Genomic DNA, 25,946 nt, shown 5'->3' with positions numbered 1-25,946 from the left:
TAAAATAACATCGTTTTTCCAGAACTAGACATGAGGCAACAATCAGGAGACAATCGGGAAATAACACCTTACTTGTTAAATAATTAGTTAAAAGCTTTAAACAGTCGTGAGCCCAATAGACTAAAACTACAAATGAAAAAAAATTATAAAGTCATTTTAATTTCAATGAGCGGCGTAAGAGTTTATAACAAACACTTACTTGAACTTGGTCTAACTTTACCAGGATTTGTAGAAAGAAGCGAAGTAATTGCAAGTTTGCCAAGTTTAGGTTTATTAACTCTTGCCTCTCATACACCCGAAAATTGGAATATAGTCTATAAGGAATTAGATAACTATTCAGAATCTGACATACTTGAAATAATTAGCGAAAATCCAGATATCATTGCTTTTTCTTCCTTAACCGCAAGGATTAATGAAACTTACGAATTATGTAAGCGATTTAAAAAGATTGGAATTACGGTTGCAATTGGAGGTCTACACGTTTCAGCAATGCCAGAAGAAGCTACAAAATTTGCAGATGTTATTATCCAAGGCGAAGGAGAAATAATTTGGGAAACAATCCTTAAAGATTTTGAAAGCAATGAACTAAAATCAATTTATAGCTCACTTTCAAACCCAAAGTATACTTTCAATTTTAAATCTTGTAAAGTTCCGAAATATGAATTGCTCGACATCTCAAAATACAATAGGTTAACAATTCAAACAACAAGAGGTTGTCCTTTAAATTGTAGTTTTTGTGCAGCTTCACGAACAATAAGTGCATACAAAAAGAAATCAATTGCACAAATCGAAAAAGAACTTAACAAAATACTTGAAGTTTGGGAAAGACCTTTTATTGAGTTAGCTGATGATAATACATTTGTAGATAAAAAATGGTCGATAGAATTATTAAATCTATTTGGAAAGTATAAAATAAAATGGTTTACAGAAACAGATATTTCTATTGCCTATGATGATGAATTGTTAGAATTATTAGCAAAATCAAACTGTGCTCAAGTCTTAATTGGATTTGAAACTGTAAACAAAATAGGTTTAAAAGGGATAGATAGAAAAGACTGGAAACATAAACAATTCGATAATTATTTTAAAGCAATTAACAAAATACAGTCCTATGGAATTTCAGTAAATGGTTGCTTTATTCTTGGTTTTGATACAGACACAAAAGATACGTTTAAAGAAACAGAACAGTTTATAATTAATAGCAATCTTTCTGAAGTACAAATTACTTTACTAACACCTTTTCCCGGAACTGAACTTTACAATCAGTTAAAAAGTCAAAACAGATTATTACAAGATAACTACTGGGATAAGTGTACATTATTTGATGTGAATTTCATTCCAAAAAACTTTTCTGTGGAGGAACTTGAAAGAGAATTTGAGGTGCTAATGCAAAGAGTTTACTCTAAAGAATTAGTTACGAATAGAAAAAAACATTTTAAGCAAACATTATTAAATAAACGACAGAAAAAAAATATATGAGTCCATTTAAAACTTTAATAAAACTATTAACCTTTAAGTTAACTAGAGACGAAATGTTAAATTTTAATAAGTATCATTTCATTCTAGGTTTAATAGGAACTTGGCTAGTTGGAATGGGAAGATATTGGGATGATACTGGAGCTAATTGGATGCAACATTTAGGTTTAGGTTCTATTATATACATTTTTGTTTTAGCCTTAATTATTTGGCTTATTTTACTTCCTTATAAAATAAATAACTGGAGTTATTTCATTGTTGTTACTTTCATAAGCTTGACTTCATTTCCAGCAATCTTTTATGCAATTCCTGTAGAAAAATTTCTTTCAATAGAAACTTCAAACACTATAAATGTTTGGTTTTTAGCTGTTGTAGCAATTTGGAGATTAGCATTATTGTACTATTTCTTAAAGCATTTCACTAAACTCAGTAAAATAGACATAATTACTGTAACTCTAATGCCAATTTGTGTAATTATATCTGTTTTAACAATGCTAAATTTACATAGAGTTGTCTTCAATATTATGGGTGGAATGAGAAATCCAACGCCACATGATAGTTCATATTTTGTGCTAATGTTATTAACTGGACTATCTTTAATTTTATCAATACCTTTATTGATTTCTTATGGAATGGGAGTTTATTACAGGCGAAAATTATTTAAAGAAGAATAAAGTCTTTAATAACAATATTGTATAAAAAATTAATAGCTATTAAATCACCAAAGTGAACATGAAATTTACAAATTAAATTGCAACAATAATCCAGAACAAGTATACAATAGTTTTTAAAATATTTAATTTTCTCTTAACCACTATTAAATTTACTTTTGACTATAAGAAATATGTATAAATTATTGAAAAACAATAATTATTTTATCTGTATTTGTTTGTAACAATTTTAAAAAAAGATAGTCCTATATTCATAATATAGAATTTACACACTATATTTCGTTCAACTTAAAATTTTTAAAATGTTAGATTGGTATTCGGGTTTAGAATTGTTTCCAAAAATTTATTGGTCAATTGCTTTAATAGCTTCCCTTTTCTTTATCATTATCATAATTTTAACCTTCGCAGGTGGAGAATCTGGAGCGTTAGAAGACTTAGATTCCGAAATTGATAACGATACAGGAATTGGATTTCAGTTTATAACATTCAAAAACTTAGTAGGGTTTTTTACAATTTTTGGTTGGTCGGGAATAGCTTGTCTAGATGCTGGCTTTTCTAATCCAATAACTATTTTAATCTCATTTGTTTGTGGATTAATTATGATGACCATAATGGCAGCAATGTTTTATTATATGCGAAAACTTAATGATAGTGGAACGTTAGTTTACAAAAATGCTATAAACCAGATTGGTGAAGTTTATTTAACTGTTAACGCCAAACGTTCTAAAATAGGAAAAGTAAGTATTAGAATTCAAGGTTCTTTGAGAGAGTTAGATGCTTTAACTGATTCTGAAACACCTTTAAATACAGGAACGGTCGTAAAAGTTACAGAAGTCACTCCAAACGGCATTTTAATCATAGAAAAATTAAATAACTAAATTAAATTATGTTTTTACAAACCTCTCCAGATGCCTTAAATTTAGGCTTTCCAATTGCAATAGTTGCAGCAGTACTTTTCGTATTTGTTTTTCTAATTGTTTTAATTAAACGCTATAAACGTTGTCCTTCCGATCGCATACTTGTAGTTTACGGTAAAGTTGGAGGTGGACAATCAGCCAAATGTATTCATGGTGGTGCAGCATTTATATTGCCAGTAATTCAAGATTACGAGTTTCTAGAATTAACACCAATTTCTATAGAAGTTAACTTGGTTAATGCACTTTCTAAGCAAAATATTCGTGTAAATGTACCTTCTCGTTTTACAATTGGGGTTTCAACAGAACCTGGAATTATGCAAAATGCTGCAGAACGTTTATTAGGTTTAGGGCAAAACCAAATTCAAGAATTGGCGCAAGAAATTATTTTTGGGCAATTACGTTTAGTGGTAGCTTCAATGGATATTGAAGAAATTAATAATGATAGAGATAAGTTTTTAACTAATATTTCTGATAGTGTTGAATCTGAACTTAAGAAAGTAGGTTTAAAACTTATAAACGTAAATATTACTGATATTGTTGATGAATCTGGATATATTGAGGCGTTAGGTAAGGAAGCAGCAGCTCATGCCATTAATGCTGCTCGTAAGTCGGTTGCTGAAAAAAACAGAGATGGCTCGATTGGAGAGGCCAATGCTTTACAAGACGAGCGTACACAAGTGGCAGCAGCAAATGCGCAAGCGGTCGAAGGAGAGAATACTGCAAAAATTGCAGTTGCAAACTCAGATTCTTTAAGAAGACAACGAGAAGCAGAAGCAGAGCGTACAGCAATTGCATCTGAAAAAGTTCAAAGTGCAAATGCTTTAAAAGAATCTTATGCGGCAGAACAAGAAGCTGAAACAGCTAGAGCAGAAAGAGAACGTTCTTCTCAACAAGCAGATATTATAGTTCCAGCAGAAATTGATAAACGTAAAGTTGAAATTGATGCAGAAGCACGTGCCGAAAATATTAGGAGAATAGCAAAAGGTGAAGCCGACGCTATTTTATTTAAAGCACAAGCCGAAGCACAAGGTTTATACGAAGTATTAACCAAACAAGCAGCTGGTTTAGACCAAATAGTAAAAGCAGCAGGAAACAATTCTAAAGATGCAGTATTATTATTAATTGCAGATAAATTACCGGAATTGGTAAAAACACAAGCAGAAGCAATTAAAAATATTAAAATTGATAAAGTAACCGTTTGGGAAAATGGCGGTTCTGGTGAAGATGGAAAATCTTCTACAGCTAATTTTTTATCAGGAATGTATAAGTCTGTTCCGCCACTACAAGACATGTTTAACATGGCTGGAATGCAATTACCTAATTATTTAAAAGGTGAAGACGTTGAAGAAGTAACAGAAGTTAAACCAGAAGATAAAACTGAGAATAAATAGATTGTCATACTTTTATAATATAACAAAAGCCCAATTTCTAATTAAGAAATTGGGCTTTTTAAATATTTAAATTTAAAGAACTACTTCTTTAAAGCATCTCTAATTTCTATTAATAATTCTTCTTGTGTTGGTCCTTTTGGAGCAGCAGGAGCTTCTTCTTTTTTCTTTTTAGTTTTCTCAATACCTTTTATAAGCATAAACATAACAAATGCTACAATAACAAAGTCTAAGACATTAGTAATAAACTCGCCATATAAAACAGCGACTTCTCCAACCATTTCTCCAGCTTCATTAACGGTTCCTTCTTTTGCTACCCATTTTAAATCTTTAAAATCGGTATTAAAAATTAAGCCTACTAAAGGAGAAACTATTCCTCCAGTAAACGACTTTACAACATTGTTAAACGCTGCACCCATTACAAATGCAACAGCAATGTCTACCAGATTGCCTTTCATGGCAAATTCCTTAAATTCTTTTAACATAATATGATTGATTAATAGTTATTTTACTAAGTTAAATAAAAAGATTGAAATTTAAGTGCTCTACCTAGCTCTTATGAGTTTACCTAATAAATGTTCTTTTAACTCTTTGTGAAATACTAGTAATAAGCTCGTACGATATAGATTCTGCTTTTTCAGCTAATAAATTGGCACTATTAGTTTTATCAAAAATAATCACTTCATCGCCTTCCGCGCAATCAATATCTGTAACATCTACCATAATCATATCCATACAAACATTACCAATTATAGCTGCTCTTTTGTTATTTATCATTACATATCCTTTTCCTTTCCCTAAACTTCTATGGATCCCATCTGCATGGCCTATAGGTAAAGTCGCCGTAACAGTTTCTTTATTAGCAATATAAGCTCTGTTATATCCTAAACTATCTCCAGCTTTTAAATAATGAATTTGTGAGATACAGGTTTTTAAAGTAGAAATAGGTTGAAACCAAGAGTTAAATTTATTATCGTTACCAAAACCATAAATACCAATGCCACTTCTAACCATATCAAAATGTGCTTGTGGAAAATTTAATATTCCAGAGGTGTTACATAAATGTAAAAAGGGCTTATAATCTAATAAACTTCTTAAATTGGTAGAGGCTATTTTAAAGTCTTCAATTTGTTTTAAGGTGAAAGGTTTCTCGTTGTCATCTTCACTCGCAGCAAGGTGAGAAAATATAGAAGCCACTCTAATGCTTGTGGTTTGTTTTAAATAAGATGAAATTAAATTAACGGTTCCTACAGCAAATCCCAGTCTATTCAAACCAGTGTTAAATTTAATATGTACAGGATAATCCGTTTGCTTTTTCTGATCTGCAATAGTAATAAATTCCTTTAGAATTCTTTCAGAATATAAACTAGGCTCTAAACAATGCTCTATAATTAATGGGAAGTTTATAGGCTGACAATGTAGTACCAAAATAGGTTTTGTTATCCCAGCCTCACGCAAGGCAATACCTTCTTTTACATAAGCAACTGCAAAATAGTCGATCTCTAACCCTTGTAAATGTTTTGCAATTACTTGAGCATCGCTTCCGTAAGCAAATGCTTTAACTACTGCTAAAATTTTAGTTTCAGGTTGAAGTTTAGATTTTAAAACCTTAAAATTATGTGTTACGGCATTCAAATCAATTTCTAAAACCGTTTCCCTAAAACTAGACATTTTCTGGATCGATTTTATTAGAAACCGTTTCCGATTCAACATTCATTTTTCTAATTTTCTCTCGGGTCGTGGCTTTGTAATAAGCTGCTCGGCTTAACGGCTCGTACTCATTAGTCTCTCCAAGCATTACAATATTTTCATTACTAGTTTTTCTATGACTGTATTGGGCAAGGTTACCGGTTTTTGTACAAACCGCATGAACTTTAGTAACATATTCTGCAGTAGCCATAAGGAAAGGCATCGGGCCAAATGGGTTGCCTTTAAAATCCATATCTAATCCCGCAACTATCACTCGGATCCCTTTATTAGCTAAGTCATTACAAACGCGTACAATTTCATCATCAAAAAACTGTGCTTCATCAATTCCTACCACATCACAACCATCGGCTAAAATAGGAATATTAGCAGCTGCAGGAACTGGCGTAGAGCGTATTTGGTTGGCATCATGAGACACAACCATTTCTTCGTCATAACGTGTATCTAAAGCAGGTTTAAAGATTTCTACCTTTTGTTTTGCAAATTGGGCACGCTTTAACCTTCGAATAAGTTCTTCGGTTTTTCCAGAAAACATTGAGCCACAAATGACTTCAATCCATCCAAATTGTTCTTTTTGATTTACTGTATTTTCAAGAAACATTTTGTAATTTTAAGCCTAAAACGAAAATTATTCGTTTCTTTAAGTCATCCAAATTTATTAAAAATAGGTCTCTTAAATCGCATTAATTTAATTTTATATAAAAAATAGTTATGAAGAAGAAGTTAGAATCAGAATTAATGAGCATTGCGCACAGGATTCTAAAGTTAAAAGGAAAAGAAGATGTTGCTAAAATGCATGCTGAGGTTTCAGCTTTATATGAAAAATTAACCGTTCTGAAATTTGCAAACGAAAATTTTGACGAAAAATTACCAACTATAGGTAACGATTCTTCGTTTTTTGGCATGCTGGATACCGCATTTAATAATAAAATTAGCGATAATATAGAGGTAGAGAATAAGACCTATATTAATGTTGATGAGAATGAAAATGAAGCCATTACAGAGCCATTAATGGAGACCATTAAAGATATGGTGGCACAAATGCCAATGGAGGCAGACAAAATGGACGAAATTTTTGAAGAAATTAAAGAGGCTAAAACTTACAGTCAGAAAAAAAATGATTTTGAAGATATTACCTCTGCCTACAAAGAAACTCCAGTTTTTGATCCGGTAGATCGTGTAACTTCTGAAAAGAAAAGTTTAAACGATATGTTTAATAAAGGCGAATTTAAAATAGGTTTAAATGATAAAATTGCTTTTATAAAACACTTATTTGATGGAAACACAGATGATTATAATAGAGTGCTGTCACAATTAAATACATCGGGTAGTTTTATGGAAGCTTCGGCATTAGTACAAAATTTAATTAAACCAGACTATAGTAATTGGGAAGGTAAAGAAGATTACGAAAACAGATTTATGGAGCTTTTGGAAGCTCGATTTGATAGTTAAAAAAAAGAGACCTTAAATTAGGTCTCTTTTTTTATGCTTTTAGGTGTTTTATCATATCTTTTGTAATAGCATCTAAATCGTATTGATGTTTCCAGTTCCATTGTGCTCTGGCTTCATCATCATTTATGCTGCCAGGCCAACTATCGGCAATTTGTTGTCTAAAGTCTGGATTGTAGCTTATTTCAAATTCAGGAATATGTTTAGTAATTGTCGCAGCAATTTCTTTTGGAGTAAAACTTACTCCTGCCAAGTTATAGGAAGATCTAATTTTTATGTCTTCTGCATCGGCGTCCATTAGATCTATGGTAGCTTTTATGGCATCATCCATATATAACATAGGTAAACGGCTATCTTCACTTAAAAAACACTCATACTTCTTGTGCTTAATAGCTTCATGGTAAATTTCTACAGCATAATCTGTGGTGCCTCCTCCAGGCTGAGTTTTCCAGCTAATTAAACCTGGATATCTTATACTTCTAACATCAACCCCATATTTATTAAAATAGTATTCACACCAGCGCTCTCCAACCTGTTTTGTAATACCATAAACTGTGCTTGGTTCCATAACTGTATATTGGGGCGTATTTTCTTTTGGTGTTGTTGGTCCAAATACGGCAATACTTGAAGGCCAGAAAATTTTATCAATAAGTTTAGCTTTAGCGAGATTTAAAACATGAAATAGAGATTCTGTATTTAAGTCCCAAGCTTTGATAGGAAATTTTTCTCCAGTAGCACTTAGAAGTGCTGCCATTAAGTATATGGTTTTTACATTATGTTTTTTACAACAAATCTGTATAGCGTTATAATCCTGAGCATCTAAAATCTCAAAAGTTCCTGAATTGACTAAGGCTACATTATTATAATTAATGTCTGATGCGATAACATTGCTGTTCCCGTATTTTGCTCTTAGTGCTTGTGTTAATTCAGATCCAATTTGTCCGCCAGCTCCAATAATTAGTATTTTACCTGCCATTATGAAATTATCAATTTTACAGACGTAAAAATATAATAAATATAATAAAAACAACTAAATATGGTGATTCAATAATTTGTAGTTTAATCGCTAAACATTTCTTTTATCCCATTATATTTGTAATAAACAGCATTACAAATGATTAAATATTATAGTATATTAATTTTTCTATTGGTCTTAAGTTGTAAAAATGACGATGTTGCTCAAAAAACAAGTGACATTTCAAAAAAGCAAGAAGCATTTTTGACTAAAGAAACTATTTCAGCACTAAAATTTAATGATTACTTATTAGATGCTAAAGCATCAGTTTTAGCAAGCGAATGGAAGTCGTATCAAACTATTGCTTCAGAAATTGAACAGATTAAAAATTTAAATTTTGATTTCTTTAATAAAGAAAAAGATGTGTTTGATACGACTTTTAAAGAATTTCAAACCAATATACCAGAGAGTTTAAACACGCAACCTATTAAAGCACGTGCCTTAGTTCTAGAAACTCACATGTATCGTCTGAAGGACGAATTAGGCTTTAAAAAAAAATTATTTAAGAGCGATTTAAAATATGTGAAGGAAGTCTTAGTAGCTTTCTCTAACCTTAATCTTCAGATAAATAAAAAACTAGAAAAGGAGGCTCAAATTATTATCAGACCTTATTAAAAATAGTCAATGAACAAAGTCATAACTTTAATTACAATACTATTATTTACAAGTTGTAGTAGTACAAAACAGATTACAGATGTAAAAGACCCTATTGCACAAGTGAACTTGGTACTAAATGAATGGCATGAAGCAGCAGCGCAAGCCAATTATGAAAATTATTTTTCAAAAATGAGTAAGGATGCCATATTTATTGGGACTGATGCTACAGAAAATTGGCATTTAGAAGATTTTAAAACATTTGCAAAACCTTACTTTGATAGAGGAAAAGCGTGGAGTTTTTCTACCTTAGAACGTCATGTTTATATAAATATTGAAGGAGGTATAGCCTGGTTTGATGAATTATTAGACACGCAAATGGAAATTTGTAGAGGTTCTGGAGTATTAATATTAACCTCAAAAGGATGGAAGATTCAACATTATGTATTATCAATGACTATTCCTAATGAAAATGTAGATGAGGTGGTAAAAATTAAAAAAATAATTGAATTACAAACAAAACTTAAATATCAGTAAACGCGCAGTTCGTCGATGATTTTGTTAAATAATCGTACAGATAAACTTCTTTTACTATTTTTATGAAAATTTTAACTTATGAAAAAAATTTTATTTTTTATCGTTTTTGCTGTTGTTATAAATTTTGCTCACGCTCAATTTAATGAAATGGCTCCTTGGATGATTGAATTAAATGAAAAAGCAAAACTTACAAATAAACCTCTTAAATTTCAAGAAATTGTAAATGCATTCAACAATTACTGGGAAACCCGAGACCCAAATGTAAAAGGTAGTGGTTATAAGCCTTTTAAGCGCTGGGAAAACTACTGGAAAAACTTCGTAAAACCAGATGGTACATTACCCAATGGAAAAGAACTACTTGATCAATTTAATCAATATAAAGCTTTAAAGGCATCTCAAAAAAACTCTAATTCGAGCGCTCAATTAGTAGATGTAAGTAACTGGCAACCCGTTGGACCTTTTTCACATATTAATACAGGATCATGGTCTTCGGGTCAAGGTAGAATAAATGCGATTGTAAAAGACCCTTTAGATTCTAACACTTATTATGCAGGAGCACCTGCTGGTGGTTTTTGGAAATCTACAGATGGAGGGCTTACATGGGTGACTTCAACAGATGACTTACCTCAAATAGGAGTATCAGGTATCGCTGTAGACGCAAGTAATACAAATATTATTTACATTGCTACTGGAGACGATGACGCTGGAGATTCTTTTAGTGTTGGGGTTATGAAGTCTATTGATGGAGGACTTACTTGGAACGCTACAGGATTAAATCCTAATAACTTTCCTGCAATAGACAGCATGAATGATATTTATATTAATCCTTCAAATCCTAATATGTTATGGGTTGCCACTAACAGAGGTGTTTATAGATCTACAGATGCAGGGACAAGTTGGACTGTTGGTGCAGGTACAAGTAATATTAATATTAGAGATATTAAAGTAAAACCAAATGATCCTACAGTAATTTATGCTGCCAGTTCTAACCGTTTTTACAGATCTACCAATTCAGGATCTAGTTTTACTCAAATTTTCGGAGGTTTACCTTTTAATGGAGTTTCTAGGTATGTAATAGATGTTACTCCTTCAGATCCCAATTTAGTGTATTTATTATCTGCAGATAATTCTTATGAGTTTGGTTCGATTTATAGATCTTCTAACAGCGGAGTAAATTTCTCTGTAGTAGCAAATCAAGCTATTTCAGGAGATATTTTTCAATCGACACAGTCTTGGTATGATTTAGCATTTGCAGTTTCAGATACAAACCCTAACGAGTTATATGTTGGTGTTTTAAATATCTGGAAAGGTACTGTTCAGGCCAATAATCAAGCAACTTTTACTCAATTAAATTCTTGGAGTGCTCCTTTTTCATCTGCTTATACTCATGCAGATATACATTATTTAAGATTTTTTAATGGTGAATTATTAGCAGGTACTGATGGAGGTTTTTATAAATCTACCAACGCAGGGTCAAGCTTTACAGATTTAACTGAAGGCATGCAGATAAGCCAATTTTATAGAATTGCTGTTTCAAAACAAACTTCTACTAAAATGGTTGGTGGACTTCAAGATAATGGTGGACACGCATTTAATAATAATACATGGCAAAATTATTATGGAGCAGACGGTATGGATACTGCAATAGACCCAGGAAATTCTAGCACATATTTTGGGTTTACTCAAAATGGCGGTGGATTATATATATCATCTTCTGCAGGTTCTGCGATTACAGGAAGTGTAAATAGTCCGGCAGGAACATCTGGAAATTGGATTACACCTTTAAAAATGAATAGCGACAGAGAACTTTACGCAGGTTATGAAAGTCTATATAGGTTGAATGGATCTGCATGGACACAAGTCTCTACAAATTTTGGAACACGAATAGATCATTTAGAAATAGATGATATTAATCCAGATAATATTTTCATAGCCATTAATAATTCTCTTAGAAAAAGTACAAACAGAGGAGTAAGTTTTGGTACAGTGGAAACATTTACTAGCGATATCACATCCATTGAAGTTAATAATACTAATAATAATATTATTTATGTTACAACATCTGGTTCAGCTGGAGGCGTATTTAAGTCAAACGATGGTGGTTTAAATTTTGTATCAATTAGTTCAGGTTTACCAAATGTTACTAAAAACATTATTAAACATCAACCATTACACTCTAAAAATCCGTTGTTTTTAGGAACTAGCTTAGGTGTTTATAGATATGATGACGATACCTTAGTTTGGGAATTATTTGAAAATGGATTACCTACAGTATCGGTTACAGATTTAGAAATTAATATTTTTGACGATAATATAACTGCTGCTACCTATGGAAGAGGAATTTGGCAATCTGCAATCCCAATCGAAACACCGACAAACGATATTAAGTTTGTAAGTTTAAGTGGTATTTCTACAGAAATTAACTGTAACACCAATTTGTCACCATTGGTTGAAGTTAAAAATAATGGAGCAAATCCAATAAGCTCTGTAGATATAACGTATTATATCGATGGAGTAGCAAATAATTATAATTGGTCTTCGGGTACAATTGCGGTTGGGCAAACAGCAGTAATTACATTACCAAATATTGCATTTACAAAAGGGTTACACACGTTTAGAGTTTCATCTACAATTACCAATGATGCACATTTAGTAAATAATGACTCTGAAGAACAATTGGTTTATGCCAATGATAGTGGTCAGACTAATGTTGTAAATACATTTGAAACACCAGCTGAAGAGTTATTAGTTTTTGACGAAGGAACATCTACCCAATACTGGGAAAGAGGAATCCCGACTGATGATATTCTTAACGATGCTGCTAATCCAACAAATCAAGTTTATGGTACTAATTTAACTTCAAATTATGCAGATAATGTTAAAAGTTATTTAGTTTCTCAATGTTTTGATTTAACGACATTATCATCTCCAGTTTTAAAATTTGATATGGCTTTTGACTTAGAAACAGACTGGGATATTGTATATGTAGAATACTCAATAGATAATGGGTTAAATTGGACAATTTTAGGAGATGCTTCAGACGCTAACTGGTATAATAGTAATACAACACAAGGTCAAAACAATACATGTTTTAATTGTCCAGGAAGCCAATGGACTGGAACAGATGGTAATTTAAACGAATACAGTAAGAGTTTAGATGCGTTTGCTTCGGCTACAAACTTTATGGCTCGAATAGTTTTTCACTCAGATGAATCTGTAAATCAAGAAGGTGTAATTATAGATAATTTTGTAATTACAGGAAATACACTAAGTACTGAAGAATTTTCAGTAGATAGTTTTTCTATTTATCCAAATCCATCTAACGGACTATTTCATATTAAAACCTCAAAATCAATGCGTTTTAATTATGCTATTTATGACGTTACAGGTAAGCTTGTTTTAAAAGAAAATGAAGTAGCGACTAAAAATAATAAGTATACAATAAATTTAAGTAATTATGCTCAAGGTTTGTATTTCTTAAATATGACCTCTGAAAACACAACTATTACTAAAAAATTGATGTTAAAATAGAAATATTTAAAAATTATTAAAACGCATTCATTAACTTGTAATGCGTTTTTTTATGCAAAAAATTAATCAGAAACATTTATGAAAACTAAATTAACAACAACAATTTTAGGAGCATCGCTTCTATTTGCTATGGGATGCAAAAAGGAACCTAAGCAAGAACCAGAACAAAAAGAAGAGGTTGCTGTGGTAACTGTACCAGGAATAAATTTGGATTATATGGATCCAAACACAAAACCTAACGACGACTTTTTTAAATATGTAAATGGAAAGTGGTTAGAAAATACCGAAATTCCAGATGATAGATCACGTTGGGGAAGTTTTGATGAGTTACGTCAGATGACAGATGAAGATGCTTTAGGTATTTTAAAGTCTGCAATGGGACAAAATAAAGATTTGGAAAAAATAACTGTTGCTCCGGGATCAGACCAAGAAAAAGCAGTCTTTTTATTCCAAACTATTATGGATACCATAAGCCGTAACAAGCAAGGCATTTCTCCAGTTAAGCCATATTTAGCAAAAATAGAAGCTATTAACAATGTTAAAGATTTACAAGATTATTTAATTGAAATGGAACCTCAAGGAGGCGCAGGTTTTTTTGGATTTTATGTGTATGCAGACGCTAAGGATAGCAATAAAAATGTAGGTTACTTAGGAACTGGAGGTTTAGGCTTACCAGATAGAGATTACTACGTAAAAGATGATGCAGATTCTAAAGAAAAAAGAGAAAAATATGTAGAGCATATTACTAGAATGTTACAGTTTTTAGGTGATACACCAGAAAATGCAGCAAAACAAGCGAAACAAATTTTAGCTTTTGAAACGAGTTTAGCGCAGCCAAGATTAGATAAAGTGGAGTTACGTGACGATCGTAAAACATACAATCCTATGGCTATTTCAGAATTACAAAAGTTAACACCTGCGATAGATTGGAACGCTTACTTTAAAGGCATTGGTGTAAAATCTATAGACACTGTAATTGTATCTCAGCCAAAATACATGAAAGCTTTAAACGGTATTTTACAAAAAGGTAATGTAGAAAACTGGAAAGCTTATTTAAGATGGTCGGCATTTAACGATGCTGCAGGGATGTTAAGCACAGAAATTGAAAAGGCTAATTGGGATTTTTATAGCAAAACTTTAGGAGGTGCTAAAAAACAACGTCCATTAGAAGAAAGAGCTTTAGGGACATTAAATTGGACCATTGGTGAAGCTTTAGGTAAACTTTATGTAGAAAAAATGTTCCCTGCTGAAGCTAAAGTGAAAGCAGAAAAAATGATTAAAAATGTCATCTTAGCTTTTGAAGGTCGAATTAACAATTTAGACTGGATGAGTGCTGAAACTAAGCAAAAAGCAATTGAAAAATTAAAAGCAACTAAAGTTAAAATTGCATATCCAGACCAATGGAAGGATTACTCAGCTTTAAAAGTAAAAAGCGTAGCAGAAGGTGGGACCTATCTAACTAATATGTTAAATGCATCTAAATGGAATTTTCAAGAAGATTTAGATAAATTAGGTCAACCAGTAGATAAAACGGAATGGGGTATGGCTCCACAAATTGTAAACGCTTACTTTAACCCTAGCTATAATGAGATTGTATTTCCAGCAGCTATTCTTCAACCACCTTTCTATAATTATACAGCAGACGATGCTGTAAATTATGGTGGTATTGGTGCTGTAATTGGTCATGAAATTTCGCATAGTTTTGATGACTCTGGTGCTCGTTACGATAAAGATGGGAATTTGAATAACTGGTGGACCGACGAAGATTTAAATCAATTTGAAGCTTTAGGGAAAGCATTAGCAGATCAATACAGTGCTATTGAAGTATTACCAGACACAAAAATTAATGGTGCTTTTACTTTAGGTGAAAATATTGGAGATTTAGGTGGTGTATTAGCAGCTTATGATGCTATGCAAATGAGCTTTAAAGAAAATGGTAGACCAGAAAATATAGATGGTTTTACTCCAGAACAACGTTTCTTTATGAGTTGGGCAACCGTTTGGAGAACTAAAATGCGTGACGATGCGCTTAAAAACCGTATCAAAACAGATCCGCATTCACCTGGGATGACGCGAGCTGTTCAACCTTTATTAAATGTAGATGCGTTTTACAAAGCTTTTAATATAAATGAAGGAGATAAAATGTACATTGCACCAGAAAATAGAGTACGAATTTGGTAATTTATTTTAAATGTTAAAGAAAACCCCGAAAATTAACTTTCGGGGTTTTCTTTATGTTCTTTTTACAAGTGCATAAAAATCATTATCCAATGGTAAATAACCTTGGTTATATACAAAATAATATACAGTACCAGCTTTGGTAGTATATATACTGGTAAAATAATTAAAATTGAATCCTAAAAGACTTAATTGCTGTTTAGAAACTTTTGTTTTCTGGTCCGGATTTAATTCTTCAAGAATTCGCCAGTTTTTACGTAATGCGTTGTTTGTATTTCGAATAAGATTAACAGCATCCTTATTATTTCTATTGTTATAGGTGTTTCTGCAGCCATCACAGCAAAACTTTTTGTCTTCCCGACCAATAATTTTAGTACCACATTCCGGACATGTTTTTTCCATAATCAAACAGTTTCAATAGTAATAAGTTAAAAAGATAAAAATTAAAACTTAGAAACGAGATATAAACTAAAATTTCATGGGTTTAAATGCTGAAAAATCTTATTAATTTTTAATCTTATCTTCCTGTATTGGCGAATAATTTTGCTTTACGACACCATTTACAATAATAGAGTCAAAAAAACACTTCACTCCTGTGGCATTGCTTAAATCTTCACTATTTTGAATGTGAAAATGTAAATGGGCTTCAGACGAGTTTCCAGAATTACCACAAAGACCAAGTAAATCTCCTTGTTTTACCTTATGTCCTTCTTTTACTTTTACCGAGTGTTGTTTAAAATGAGCAAAAAATAAATACTCATTAGCTGCAGTTTTTAAAATAACAGTATTTCCAGGAGCATATATAGTATTCATTTCACCTGGAATATTATCTTTAATACCATCTACTGCTAAAACCACCTCAGCATCACAAGGTGCTATAATGTCTTTTCCAAAAGCATAATAATCTTCGTTTGTAGTACCGTCTGTTTTATAAGATTTGCCAAGATTATCTGTAACAACTAAATCAAACGCATTTTTTTGAGCACGATCTTCAACATGATAATTTAGTGCTTTGGTATCTCCACCCCAAATTACGGTCCATTCATCTTTAAATGGTAAAATAAGCTTCGTTGTGTTTTTTTCAAGTTTTGGAGAGCTATCTTCGTTATAAGGTTTTATAAATAATCCATTAATTTTCTGGTTAGTGTTGATAGATATATTTAATTGAAATAACATCTTTTCAAACTGAGTTTTATATATAGCATAACTTCCATTTTCATAGCCTAAAAACTCCCTATTTTTAATAGTTCCAAAATCATGTGCTAAAGCTTCAACAAATTCTTTGGTTTTATCTAAGGGTAAAGCAGCTTTCATTTCATCTGAAAATAAATTGAAAATAGCCTCACTGCTACCTTGATTGTAAAGCGTTTCAAATTGATGGGAAACCGTTTTGTAACTTTCTTTTTCGGTCTGGCTGAAAGTAAGAAATGGTAAAATAAATAAAGCGTACAAGTAAATTGATTTCATGGATATAAGTGTTTCATTCACATCATCTAAAGTACTACAAAATCGGTTTACATTTTTAAAGAATTTTTTCAATTTGATAAGATTTACTTAACAGTTGCTATTAAATAAAAGTTAATCGTTTCTGTAATTTAGATTATAACTAAAGAGATTAGTAACTTACTACTATGGAAAAGATATTAGTAGTCGGTGCAAACGGCACCACAGGAAAAGAAATTGTAAACTTATTAAATCAATCTCAATATTTTGAACCTTATGCAATGGTAAGAAAACCAGAGCAAGAGGAACAATTCAAATCTAAAGGAATTAAAATCATTTTAGCCGATTTGGAAGAAGATGTTTCGAATACCACAAAAGGCATGGATAAAGTAATCTTTGCAGCTGGTTCTGGAGGTAAAAAAGTAAAAGAGGTTGATGAAAATGGAGCTAAAAAGATAATTGATGCTTCCAAAAAAGACGGTATCAAAAAATTTGTTATGTTATCTTCTATGGGTGCAGATCAACCAGAAGAAGCAGACCAGCTAAAAGATTATTTAAAGGCTAAGCATAATGCAGATTTGTATTTAAAAGACAGTGGTTTAAACTACGCAATTGTAAGACCTGGAATTTTAAACAACAATAAGCTTAGCAATAAAATCGAGTTGAGTGAAAAGTTAAATAAAAGAGGCGAAATTAGCCGTAGTGATGTCGCTCAGGTATTAGCCAGAGTAGCTAATGATGATGTTGCTAACAACGAAACTTTTGAAATTATAAAGGGCTCTACTTTAATTGCAGATGCATTTAAAAGCGTGAAAGCATAATATTACAGCTTTAAAAAGAGATCAAACAGCAGACTACAATTGTAGTCTGCTGTTTTTTTTTTTTTTTTACATTAATTAAAATATTTCATATTCTTATAAAGTTCTGAATATCAAATTATAAAACGACAACAAGTATTTACAAACGCTATTAAATACGTAACTACCGACTAAAAATTGTGCGCTGTTACATCTTTGCAGTGTCGAAACATAAGAACTCGATAGTATTAATTGTTAACCTATAAATTTAATATCATGAACACGCTAAAAAACAAAGTACAATTAATTGGAAACTTAGGAAATGATCCAGAAATTATCAACTTAGAAACTGGAAAAAAATTGGCTAAATTTTCGGTAGCTACAAACGAGAGTTACAAAAACGCACAAGGCGAGAAAATAACAGACACACAGTGGCATAATGTAGTCGCTTGGGGAAAAACCGCAGACATTATTGAAAAATATGTTACTAAAGGTAAAGAAGTAGCTATAGAAGGTAAATTAACTTCAAGATCCTACGAAACTAAAACAGGTGAGAAGCGTTATATTACAGAGGTAGTTTGTAACGAATTATTACTTCTTGGTGCTAAATAATTAATAGTTACCTGAAATTTTAAAACGTCCGGATTTTCCCGGGCGTTTATTGTTTAAAATGATAAGAAAACCACTGCATTTTTGCATAAAATGTAAAAGTTTTTAAATAAATCTTAAACATGCTTCTAACAAATTTTGCTTTATTATTTTTAATTAAATCCAAAATATAAAATATGCACTCAGCAAGTTCCAAACTAACTAAGTTCAACCAAAATGTCTGGTCAAAATACCAAATATACAATAGTATCTTTATGACGCTTCCGTTTGACACTATTTCAAATACGGGCGCCTTGTTACCTCTATTTCATGAGACCTGCGAGAAAGGATTTAAAAATGGAGATAATCCTACTACTATAGTAGAGCGTTTTTTTGAGACTTATGGAGCCGATTTGTCTAAAGACGAGCATCTGGACTTACTATTTCGTTTTATCCAATATATAGAACGTCAGGTGGTGTTGTTTGATGCAATTGAAGATGCTTCATTTTCAACTGTAAATAATATGGATGGTATGGGTACTCTAACAAGTCTTCAGGAATATGCTAATTCCGAAAATAAAGTTGAAGCGCTTAAAACCTATTTAGAAGAGTTTAAAGTGCGTATAGTTTTAACGGCGCATCCAACTCAATTTTATCCGGGCAGCGTTTTAGGTATTATAACCGACCTAGCTAAGGCTATTGAAAATAATGATTTAACTAGCATTAATAATTTACTAGCGCAATTAGGTAAAACACCTTTCTTTAAAAAGAAAAAACCAACACCTTATGACGAAGCGGTGAGCTTAATCTGGTTTTTAGAAAATGTGTTTTATACATCGTTTGGGACAATTTATGATACTATAAATGCATCTATTTTTAATAATAAAAATCTGGAAAACGATATTATTAATATAGGGTTCTGGCCTGGTGGAGATCGGGATGGTAATCCGTTTGTGACTCCAGAAATTACTTTAAAAGTTGCAAAAAAATTAAAGCAAACCATTTTAAAAAATTATTACAAAGATATCCGGGTTTTAAGACGTAAGCTTACCTTTAAAGGAGTTGATAAGCGTATAAAAAAACTGGAAAAGAAACTTTATAAGTTAAGTGTGTCGCCACATATGAAAACAGACTTTACCTTAGCTTTTTTTAAAAATGAATTACTTGAACTAAAGACTATCATTGAAGAACAACACCAGTCATTGTATGCCGATGAGGTACAGAGTTTAATAAACAAAATCACTTTATTTGGATTTCATTTTGCGACCTTAGATATCCGTCAGGATAGCCGTGCACATCACCATGTGTTTACAACAATGGTAAATGTTTTAAATGAAAAAAATACAGGGATCTTTCCAGATAATTACAATGCTTTAGATGAAGCGGAACAGGTAAACATACTGTCTCAAATTAAAGGTCAAATCGACTTAGATTGGTTTACAGATGAAGATGTTTTAAAAACTTTAGGATCTATAACGTCATTAAAACACATTCAGGAAACTAATGGAGAACAGGCGTGTAACCGTTATATTATAAGTAATAACCAGACGACATTAAATGTCATGCAAGTCTATGCTATGCTTAAACTAGTTGCCTTTCCAGATAAAATGCCGGTTGATATAGCACCATTATTTGAAACTATAGACGACCTCGAAGGTGCTCATGAAGTTATGGAAGACTTGTACACCAATCCAGCATACGCCAAACATTTAAAGCAACGCGGAAATAAACAAACCATTATGTTAGGCTTTAGTGACGGTACAAAAGATGGAGGATATTTAATGGCCAATTGGGCCATATTTAAAGCCAAGGAACGTCTTACAGAAATGTCTAGAAAATATGGTGTTGTGGTGGTATTTTTTGATGGTCGTGGTGGACCACCAGCGCGTGGCGGCGGTAAAACACATCAGTTTTATGCGTCTTTAGGACCAACAATTGAAGATAAGGAAGTTCAATTAACAATTCAGGGTCAAACCATAAGCTCCAATTTTGGGACTTTAAATTCTTCGCAATATAACTTGGAACAATTAATAAGTTCCGGTATTCAAAACCGATTAAACGATACTAATACAGCTATGCAACCAGAAGATGTTGCGGTTATGGACCAGTTGGCAAACTCAAGCTATAAAGCATATTCGGCATTTAAGAGTCATGATAAATTCTTGCCCTATTTGGAACATATGAGTACCTTAAAATATTATGCAAAAACCAATATTGGTAGTCGTCCATCTAAGCGAGGCAGTTCTTCAGAATTAGTGTTTTCAGACTTAAGAGCCATTCCTTTTGTGGGATCTTGGAGTCAGTTAAAACAAAACGTACCAGGTTTTTTTGGTGTAGGTACCGCGCTTAAGGCATTTGAAGATGCTAACGAGTTTGACAAAGTAACACATCTGTATCAAAACTCAAGTTTCTTTAAAACACTTATAGCTAATAGTATGATGTCGCTTTCTAAGTCGTTTTTCGATTTAACCAAGTATATGGCTGAAGATGAGGTTTATGGTGAATTCTGGACACTCATTTATAACGAATACGAACTGTCTAAACGTTTAATTTTAAAATTAACGGGTTATACTGAATTAATGGAAGAAGAACCGACTGGAAAAGCATCCATTAAAGTTCGGGAATCTATAGTGTTACCTTTGTTAACCATACAGCAGTACGCTTTAAAAAACATTCAGTCTTTACGTGCTGAAGCACAAGCAGATGAACAAAAAATTGCGACTTACGAGAAAATGGTTATGCGTTCTCTCTTTGGAAATATTAATGCCAGTAGAAATTCTGCTTAATTTTAAGCTTATTATTTAAAATATCCTTTAGTTTTATTAAGCTAAAGGATATTTTTGTTTTTAAGGAGATGTGGTTTATATTACTACTTTTAAAAGAAACTTGAAAATTGATTGAGATCATAAGAAGTTTAAACGAATTAATAAGAGTTGATATCATCATCGGATTTGGATTTTACTCAATAGTATTTTTCATATTTTGGATATTCTCGGACAAAAAAGAACTTTTAAATAGTTTTGATAATACAGCTGTAAGGTTTACAATTTTTTCTGGAATTGTTTATGGAGTTTTATGGTTGACTAGAATGATTTTAAGTTATTATCAAATTGACAATGAAATGGACAAAATAGCTTTTTGTCAAAGACTTACAGGGCCCTATTGGTTTGGTTATTGGCTTCAGCCAATATTTTGGTTTTTATTGATTCAATTACTTTGGATTAAAATATTAAAAAAATCTCTAATTTTTAGAATTATTTTAAGTACTCTTTTCCTTATGTCATTTGAACGGATTATAATAATTATAACATCAATTCATAGCGATTATCTTCCGAGTAGTAATAGTTTGTTTTTATCATTTGGAGAAATTTTATTTGGATTGACAATTAAAACAATAGTTTTTATTCTAATTGTTAGTGTAATCCATTTTGGAATAAATAAAATTAAAAAAAGTTATTAGTAGCTTAGTTAAAATACTTAACCTTATAGTAAACCCATTCTTATAAAAACAAAAAACCATGAAAACCACACCAGAGCATAACGAGCGCGTTGCTAAAATGAAATTTTCTTCTGTGTATCCGCATTACGTAACCAAAGTAGAAAAGAAAGATAGAACTGTGGAGGAGTTACACGAAGTTATAGAATGGTTAACTGGCTTTAATGCGGCTAAACTTGAACAGTTAATAAAAGACGAAGTCACTTTTGAGGCATTCTTTAAAGAAGCGAAATTAAACCCGAATGCTCATTTAATAAAAGGTGTTATTTGCGGTTATCGTATTGAAGACATTGATAATGACACCACACGTCAAACTCGTTATCTGGATAAACTGGTAGATGAACTGGCTAAAGGTCGAAAAATGGAAAAAATATTACGAACTGCATAAGTTACTGTGCTGTATTTTTAAACTTCGCTTTATAAATATCGTAACACGGACATTTTTTGCAACGTTTTCGTTCTGCTTTTTTATAATTTTTACAGCATTTTGTTTTTACATTTTCGGCATCAATAATACCTGCTTCATGTAAAACGGATAAAGCTTTAAGTTTCTTTTTTGTAAGTGGTTTCTTTCCCAAACCAGAATAGTTAAATAGGTTTTATTTAATGTAAAACTTTCCGATTAAGCAGCCAATGTTTTAAAATGAAATTAACTTTTGATTTTGATTTTGAGTTGAGTTGTTATTTCTATAAATTTTAAAGTAGTTTATTTAGAAAAAATTATTTTTTGAGTCTCTTAATCAAGTATATTATACCTAATACTTCAATAAAAAAACCAATAGCATAAATAAAATTTACTAAAAATCTATTTACATCAAGTAATTTAAGGATAGAACCAAGTATTATAAGTATTGCGCCAAAAAATAGTAATTTTATATCCTTTTTCATTTCAAATAAGTGTTAATCAAAAATTGATAAAATAAGACTTTTGTTTTAAATTAACTTTAACTGAATTCGCTTACGAGCCACATCTACTTCTAAAACTTTAACGATAATTTGCTGGTGTAAACTCACGTGCTCATTTACATCTTTTACAAAACTGTCTGAAAGATTAGAGACATGAATTAAGCCACTTTCTTTAATGCCAACATCTACAAAACAACCAAAAGCAGTAATATTATTCACAATACCTGGTAGTAGTTGTCCCGCACTTAAATCGTCAATGGTTTTAATGTTTTGATTAAACGTAAACACCTTAGCCTGCTCTCTAATATCTTGACCAGGTTTTTTAAGTTCTGTAATAATATCTTCCAGCGTTAATAAACCAATATCTTCAGAAACATAGTTTTTTAAATTTATTTGATCTAAGACCGCTGTGTTACCTATTACATCTTCAACCGAAGTGGACACTTCTTTAGCCATTTTTTTCACTAAAGCGTAACGTTCTGGATGCACTGAAGAATCGTCCAGCGGATTTTTTCCGTTTTTAATGCGTAAAAATCCTGCACTTTGCTCAAAAGCTTTTCCGCCCAGTCTTGGAACGTTTTTTATGTCGGTTCTAGAATTAAAGCTTCCATGTTCACTACGGTAATTGCAAATGTTTTCGGCTAGTTTAGGCCCAATACCAGACACATAACTTAATAAACTTTTACTTGCTGTATTTATATTAACACCAACTGCATTCACACAATTTTCAACAACACCATCTAAAGCGTTCTGTAATTTATGTTGGTCAACGTCATGCTGGTATTGTCCTACACCAATAGATTTAGCATCTATTTTTACCAGTTCGGCTAGTGGGTCTTGTAAACGTCGTCCAATAGAGACTGCGCCACGAACGGTAACATCATAATCGGGAAATTCTTCTCTGGCAATTTTACTGGCAGAATAAATACTGGCACCAGCCTCACTAACTACAAAAACCTGAATGTCATTTTTAAAATGAATTTTACGAACCAATGCTTCAGTTTCTCGTGAAGCAGTTCCGTTTCCAATAGCTATAGCTTCAATTTTATAAGCCTCGCAAAGCGAACTTATTTTTTTTATGGCACCGATGCTATCATTTTTAGGAGCATGCGGATAAATGGTTTCATTATACACTAAGTCGCCCTTTTCGTCTAAACAGACCAATTTGCAACCTGTTCTAAATCCTGGGTCTAATGCGAGAATACGTTTTTCACCTAAAGGAGCTCCTAATAATAGTTGTTTTAAATTTTTGGCAAAGATGTTTATAGCGGCTTCGTCTGCTTTTTCTTTCGCTATTTGAAGTGCTTCATTACTTAGAGATGGAAATAATAATCGCTTGAAGGCATCTTTTATGGCTAATGAAATATGTTCTGCACAAGCATTGTTAGATTTGATAACGCGTTGTTCTATTTTTGAAATAGCAAAATCGGCATCGACTTCTATTTTAAATTTGATGAATCCTTCACTTTCTGCCCTTAAAATGGCTAGTAAACGGTGCGATGGGATACGCTGCAGTGTTTCGCTCCAATCGAAATAATCACGAAATTTTTGTGCTTTTTCATCGTCCTTTTTGGCTTTTACAACCTTGGTGGTAATTTGCCCGTGTCGCTCTAATTGTTGTCTTAATCCATTTCTAATATCGGTACGTTCATTAACCCATTCCGCAATAATATGTCTGGCGCCTTCTAAAGCCTCTTCTACAGACTTAATTTCTTCTCTAACGTATTTGTAAGCAATGCTCTCTATATCATTCGCATTTTGGCTCATAATTATTTTAGCCAAGGGTTCTAATCCGTTTTTTCTGGCAGTTTCAGCTTTTGTTTTTCTGCTTTTTTTGAATGGAAGATATAGGTCTTCTAATGTAATTAAATCTGTGGTAGCATTAATTTTTTGAGATAACTCTGGAGTTAAATCATTTTGATCTTCTAATGCTTTTAAAATGGTAGCTTTTCGTTTTTCTAAAGCTTCAAAAAGTGATTTATACTTTACAATATCTCCAATTTGTACTTCATCTAAATTTCCAGTAGCCTCTTTACGGTAACGCGCAATAAAAGGAATGGTGCAGTCTTCATTTAAAAGTTTAACCGTTTGCTCTACCGATTTTGGAGCTAATTGTGTTTGAGAAATAATATATGAAATCATGGAAAATAGATTGGTGGGCTAATATAATTTATAAAATGAACATGCTCAAATTATAGGGCATTTGCCTAATGGTTTTAGGTTTATAAAATCTATAGGTTTACACCAAACATTTAGAACTTATGAAAACAATTATTTTAGGACTTTTTCTTTTTACTGTGCAGGTGTTTTTTGCACAAGAGTATTACCATTTAGATCAAGAAGCCATAACTTCAGAAGCATTGGGCTTTTCAGAACCTGTAAAGCAAGTTGAGGTTTCGTATTATAAAGGAGATGACTCTGGCTATGAAACGACTATGGTGGAAGTATATTTTTTTGACGATAACAATCGAATTGTTACAAAATACATGAGAATATTTGGAGATTACGCAAGCGAAACCAGCCATCAGTATCGTTACAAAGACCAAAAATTAGATTCTTTAAATACCTACGCTAGTGCTGCATCCTTCAACTCTAAAAGTCAATTTAAATATAAAGGCGATAAGATTGTAGGAAGAACTGGATATGGAGTATATACAAATTATGAGGATACGTATACTTATGACTCTAATAACCGCTTAAAGCAAATTAAAAGAGTTTTTCCTAAAGGGAACAGTTCTGAAAGTAATTATACATACACTAATGGAGAATTAAGTTTAGTGGAAGAAATTTCTACAGATATAAAAGGTCACAAAGATTCTACCTTTTACTATTACTTGGATAATAAGGTTGTTGCTAAATACAATCCAGTTTTTAATAGCATTGTGTTTTATGATGTAAACATGGCAAATTACACGACTAATACCGTTGATAAACCATTGCCATTAATAGAAAGATATCTTAATATCAGAAAGACAGGTTCTCGTGAAGCCATTCGTAAATTTATGGATGAAAGTGTTGGTCAGGCAGAAATTGTAAAACAGAATTTAGCCAGTTCTGCCAATATGAAAGGCGATTGGTTAAGCCGCTACCAAATGACTTCTAATTATGGTAATGAAATTAAGCGTTATATTTTTAGAAAAATAACCTATGCAAATGGAGAGGTTTCTGGAAGTACAGATTTTAATTATCTATTTCAGCATAAAACAAAAGGCTTGTAATAAAAAAAAACCACAGCGAATGCTGTGGTTTTTTT

General features: G+C 31.9%; 23 protein-coding genes. 15 read left to right on the top strand and 8 right to left on the bottom strand.

The features are described from left to right. The first annotated feature begins 132 nt into the window (after positions 1-132). The 4 genes from C7H52_RS02680 (at position 133) to C7H52_RS02665 (ending at position 4,455) form a co-directional block, all read left to right on the top strand. Positions 133-1,479, top strand: coding sequence for a B12-binding domain-containing radical SAM protein (locus C7H52_RS02680; RefSeq protein WP_106462342.1), 1,347 nt, complete (start codon positions 133-135; stop codon positions 1,477-1,479). After that, complete coding sequence (locus tag C7H52_RS02675; RefSeq protein ID WP_106462341.1) at positions 1,476-2,150, top strand: hypothetical protein; 675 nt, start codon at positions 1,476-1,478, stop codon at positions 2,148-2,150. Before C7H52_RS02680 ends, C7H52_RS02675 begins: the two co-directional genes overlap by 4 nt. Positions 2,151-2,449: 299 nt before the next feature. Beyond that, entirely contained in the window at positions 2,450-3,025 is a 576-nt protein-coding gene (locus tag C7H52_RS02670) for a hypothetical protein (RefSeq protein ID WP_106462340.1), read from the top strand. Positions 3,026-3,033: 8 nt separating this feature from the next. Then, positions 3,034-4,455, top strand: coding sequence for a flotillin family protein (locus tag C7H52_RS02665; RefSeq protein WP_106462339.1), 1,422 nt, complete (start codon positions 3,034-3,036; stop codon positions 4,453-4,455). Between the two features lie 80 nt (positions 4,456-4,535). On the opposite strand, the gene mscL is transcribed toward C7H52_RS02665, so the two are convergent. The 3 genes from mscL to C7H52_RS02650 all read right to left on the bottom strand — a co-directional run bounded on the left by mscL (position 4,536) and on the right by C7H52_RS02650 (position 6,760). Continuing rightward, entirely contained in the window at positions 4,536-4,937 is a 402-nt protein-coding gene (gene mscL / locus C7H52_RS02660) for a large conductance mechanosensitive channel protein MscL (protein WP_106462338.1), read from the bottom strand. A gap of 79 nt (positions 4,938-5,016) precedes the next feature. Next, positions 5,017-6,123: an alanine racemase gene (gene alr, locus C7H52_RS02655; RefSeq protein WP_106462337.1), complete on the bottom strand. Its 1,107-nt coding sequence runs from the start codon at positions 6,121-6,123 to the stop codon at positions 5,017-5,019. Further along, positions 6,116-6,760 carry a thymidine kinase gene (locus tag C7H52_RS02650; RefSeq protein ID WP_106462336.1) on the bottom strand — a complete coding sequence of 215 codons (645 nt, stop codon included), beginning with the start codon at positions 6,758-6,760 and terminating at the stop codon, positions 6,116-6,118. The genes alr and C7H52_RS02650 overlap by 8 nt, the downstream gene beginning before the upstream one ends. A 110-nt stretch (positions 6,761-6,870) precedes the next feature. On the opposite strand from C7H52_RS02650, the gene C7H52_RS02645 reads away from it, so the two are divergent. Then, a complete protein-coding gene (locus C7H52_RS02645) occupies positions 6,871-7,611 on the top strand; it encodes a hypothetical protein (protein ID WP_106462335.1) in 741 nt (246 codons plus the stop codon). Between the two features lie 31 nt (positions 7,612-7,642). Here the strand turns inward: C7H52_RS02645 and C7H52_RS02640 are convergent, their stop codons facing one another. Continuing rightward, positions 7,643-8,584, bottom strand: coding sequence for an NAD-dependent epimerase/dehydratase family protein (locus C7H52_RS02640; protein WP_106462334.1), 942 nt, complete (start codon positions 8,582-8,584; stop codon positions 7,643-7,645). Between the two features lie 138 nt (positions 8,585-8,722). On the opposite strand from C7H52_RS02640, the gene C7H52_RS02635 reads away from it, so the two are divergent. The 4 genes from C7H52_RS02635 to C7H52_RS02620 all read left to right on the top strand — a co-directional run bounded on the left by C7H52_RS02635 (position 8,723) and on the right by C7H52_RS02620 (position 15,466). Beyond that, a complete protein-coding gene (locus C7H52_RS02635) occupies positions 8,723-9,238 on the top strand; it encodes a hypothetical protein (RefSeq protein WP_106462333.1) in 516 nt (171 codons plus the stop codon). Between the two features lie 9 nt (positions 9,239-9,247). Continuing rightward, positions 9,248-9,754 carry a nuclear transport factor 2 family protein gene (locus tag C7H52_RS02630; protein ID WP_106462332.1) on the top strand — a complete coding sequence of 169 codons (507 nt, stop codon included), beginning with the start codon at positions 9,248-9,250 and terminating at the stop codon, positions 9,752-9,754. A gap of 78 nt (positions 9,755-9,832) precedes the next feature. Beyond that, positions 9,833-13,285: a T9SS type A sorting domain-containing protein gene (locus C7H52_RS02625; RefSeq protein WP_106462331.1), complete on the top strand. Its 3,453-nt coding sequence runs from the start codon at positions 9,833-9,835 to the stop codon at positions 13,283-13,285. A gap of 78 nt (positions 13,286-13,363) precedes the next feature. Then, on the top strand, positions 13,364-15,466 hold the full coding sequence (locus C7H52_RS02620; RefSeq protein ID WP_106462330.1) for a M13 family metallopeptidase: 2,103 nt from the start codon (positions 13,364-13,366) through the stop codon (positions 15,464-15,466). 51 nt (positions 15,467-15,517) lie between these two features. On the opposite strand, the gene C7H52_RS02615 is transcribed toward C7H52_RS02620, so the two are convergent. Both C7H52_RS02615 and C7H52_RS02610 read right to left on the bottom strand, forming a co-directional pair. Beyond that, entirely contained in the window at positions 15,518-15,865 is a 348-nt protein-coding gene (locus C7H52_RS02615) for a hypothetical protein (protein ID WP_106462329.1), read from the bottom strand. Between the two features lie 102 nt (positions 15,866-15,967). Continuing rightward, complete coding sequence (locus tag C7H52_RS02610) at positions 15,968-17,002, bottom strand: DUF3887 domain-containing protein (RefSeq protein WP_245918522.1); 1,035 nt, start codon at positions 17,000-17,002, stop codon at positions 15,968-15,970. Between the two features lie 92 nt (positions 17,003-17,094). On the opposite strand from C7H52_RS02610, the gene C7H52_RS02605 reads away from it, so the two are divergent. From C7H52_RS02605 to C7H52_RS02585, 5 genes are all read left to right on the top strand, one after another. Further along, positions 17,095-17,727 carry an SDR family oxidoreductase gene (locus C7H52_RS02605; RefSeq protein WP_106462327.1) on the top strand — a complete coding sequence of 211 codons (633 nt, stop codon included), beginning with the start codon at positions 17,095-17,097 and terminating at the stop codon, positions 17,725-17,727. Positions 17,728-17,979: 252 nt separating this feature from the next. Then, positions 17,980-18,315, top strand: a complete 336-nt coding sequence (locus C7H52_RS02600; RefSeq protein WP_106463062.1) for a single-stranded DNA-binding protein — start codon at positions 17,980-17,982, stop codon at positions 18,313-18,315. 251 nt (positions 18,316-18,566) lie between these two features. After that, positions 18,567-21,077, top strand: coding sequence for a phosphoenolpyruvate carboxylase (locus C7H52_RS02595; protein WP_106463061.1), 2,511 nt, complete (start codon positions 18,567-18,569; stop codon positions 21,075-21,077). 107 nt (positions 21,078-21,184) lie between these two features. Further along, the gene (locus C7H52_RS02590; RefSeq protein WP_106462326.1) at positions 21,185-21,751 is read left to right on the top strand and encodes a hypothetical protein; all 567 of its coding nucleotides are present in this window, start codon (positions 21,185-21,187) and stop codon (positions 21,749-21,751) included. 58 nt (positions 21,752-21,809) lie between these two features. Continuing rightward, entirely contained in the window at positions 21,810-22,175 is a 366-nt protein-coding gene (locus C7H52_RS02585; RefSeq protein WP_106462325.1) for a DUF2200 domain-containing protein, read from the top strand. Between the two features lies 1 nt (position 22,176). Here the strand turns inward: C7H52_RS02585 and C7H52_RS02580 are convergent, their stop codons facing one another. Next, positions 22,177-22,365, bottom strand: a complete 189-nt coding sequence (locus C7H52_RS02580) for a hypothetical protein (protein ID WP_106462324.1) — start codon at positions 22,363-22,365, stop codon at positions 22,177-22,179. Positions 22,366-22,720: 355 nt separating this feature from the next. Continuing rightward, the gene (locus tag C7H52_RS02575; protein WP_106462323.1) at positions 22,721-24,835 is read right to left on the bottom strand and encodes a Tex family protein; all 2,115 of its coding nucleotides are present in this window, start codon (positions 24,833-24,835) and stop codon (positions 22,721-22,723) included. A gap of 119 nt (positions 24,836-24,954) precedes the next feature. Between C7H52_RS02575 and C7H52_RS02570 the strand changes: the two genes are divergently transcribed. Continuing rightward, on the top strand, positions 24,955-25,911 hold the full coding sequence (locus C7H52_RS02570; protein WP_106462322.1) for a hypothetical protein: 957 nt from the start codon (positions 24,955-24,957) through the stop codon (positions 25,909-25,911). Positions 25,912-25,946: the final 35 nt, after the last annotated feature.

It is taken from the genome of Aurantibacter aestuarii, from assembly GCF_003008425.1.
Taxonomy (GTDB): Bacteria; Bacteroidota; Bacteroidia; order Flavobacteriales; family Flavobacteriaceae; genus Aurantibacter; species Aurantibacter aestuarii.
Note: the sequence above shows the minus strand (reverse complement) of the source record. Positions and strands in the feature narration are given on the sequence as shown.

Bases quoted from the DNA above. Each gene is read 5' to 3' on its own strand.
- C7H52_RS02635 (WP_106462333.1), top strand. From the start codon at position 8,723: ATGATTAAATATTATAGTATATTAATTTTTCTATTGGTCTTAAGTTGT.
- alr (WP_106462337.1), bottom strand. From the start codon at position 6,123: ATGTCTAGTTTTAGGGAAACGGTTTTAGAAATTGATTTGAATGCCGTA.
- C7H52_RS02585 (WP_106462325.1), top strand. From the start codon at position 21,810: ATGAAAACCACACCAGAGCATAACGAGCGCGTTGCTAAAATGAAATTT.
- C7H52_RS02650 (WP_106462336.1), bottom strand. From the start codon at position 6,760: ATGTTTCTTGAAAATACAGTAAATCAAAAAGAACAATTTGGATGGATT.
- C7H52_RS02605 (WP_106462327.1), top strand. From the start codon at position 17,095: ATGGAAAAGATATTAGTAGTCGGTGCAAACGGCACCACAGGAAAAGAA.
- C7H52_RS02600 (WP_106463062.1), top strand. From the start codon at position 17,980: ATGAACACGCTAAAAAACAAAGTACAATTAATTGGAAACTTAGGAAAT.
- C7H52_RS02615 (WP_106462329.1), bottom strand. From the start codon at position 15,865: ATGGAAAAAACATGTCCGGAATGTGGTACTAAAATTATTGGTCGGGAA.
- C7H52_RS02575 (WP_106462323.1), bottom strand. From the start codon at position 24,835: ATGATTTCATATATTATTTCTCAAACACAATTAGCTCCAAAATCGGTA.
- C7H52_RS02670 (WP_106462340.1), top strand. From the start codon at position 2,450: ATGTTAGATTGGTATTCGGGTTTAGAATTGTTTCCAAAAATTTATTGG.
- C7H52_RS02630 (WP_106462332.1), top strand. From the start codon at position 9,248: ATGAACAAAGTCATAACTTTAATTACAATACTATTATTTACAAGTTGT.
- mscL (WP_106462338.1), bottom strand. From the start codon at position 4,937: ATGTTAAAAGAATTTAAGGAATTTGCCATGAAAGGCAATCTGGTAGAC.
- C7H52_RS02620 (WP_106462330.1), top strand. From the start codon at position 13,364: ATGAAAACTAAATTAACAACAACAATTTTAGGAGCATCGCTTCTATTT.
- C7H52_RS02625 (WP_106462331.1), top strand. From the start codon at position 9,833: ATGAAAAAAATTTTATTTTTTATCGTTTTTGCTGTTGTTATAAATTTT.
- C7H52_RS02645 (WP_106462335.1), top strand. From the start codon at position 6,871: ATGAAGAAGAAGTTAGAATCAGAATTAATGAGCATTGCGCACAGGATT.
- C7H52_RS02680 (WP_106462342.1), top strand. From the start codon at position 133: ATGAAAAAAAATTATAAAGTCATTTTAATTTCAATGAGCGGCGTAAGA.
- C7H52_RS02675 (WP_106462341.1), top strand. From the start codon at position 1,476: ATGAGTCCATTTAAAACTTTAATAAAACTATTAACCTTTAAGTTAACT.
- C7H52_RS02665 (WP_106462339.1), top strand. From the start codon at position 3,034: ATGTTTTTACAAACCTCTCCAGATGCCTTAAATTTAGGCTTTCCAATT.
- C7H52_RS02595 (WP_106463061.1), top strand. From the start codon at position 18,567: ATGACGCTTCCGTTTGACACTATTTCAAATACGGGCGCCTTGTTACCT.
- C7H52_RS02570 (WP_106462322.1), top strand. From the start codon at position 24,955: ATGAAAACAATTATTTTAGGACTTTTTCTTTTTACTGTGCAGGTGTTT.
- C7H52_RS02640 (WP_106462334.1), bottom strand. From the start codon at position 8,584: ATGGCAGGTAAAATACTAATTATTGGAGCTGGCGGACAAATTGGATCT.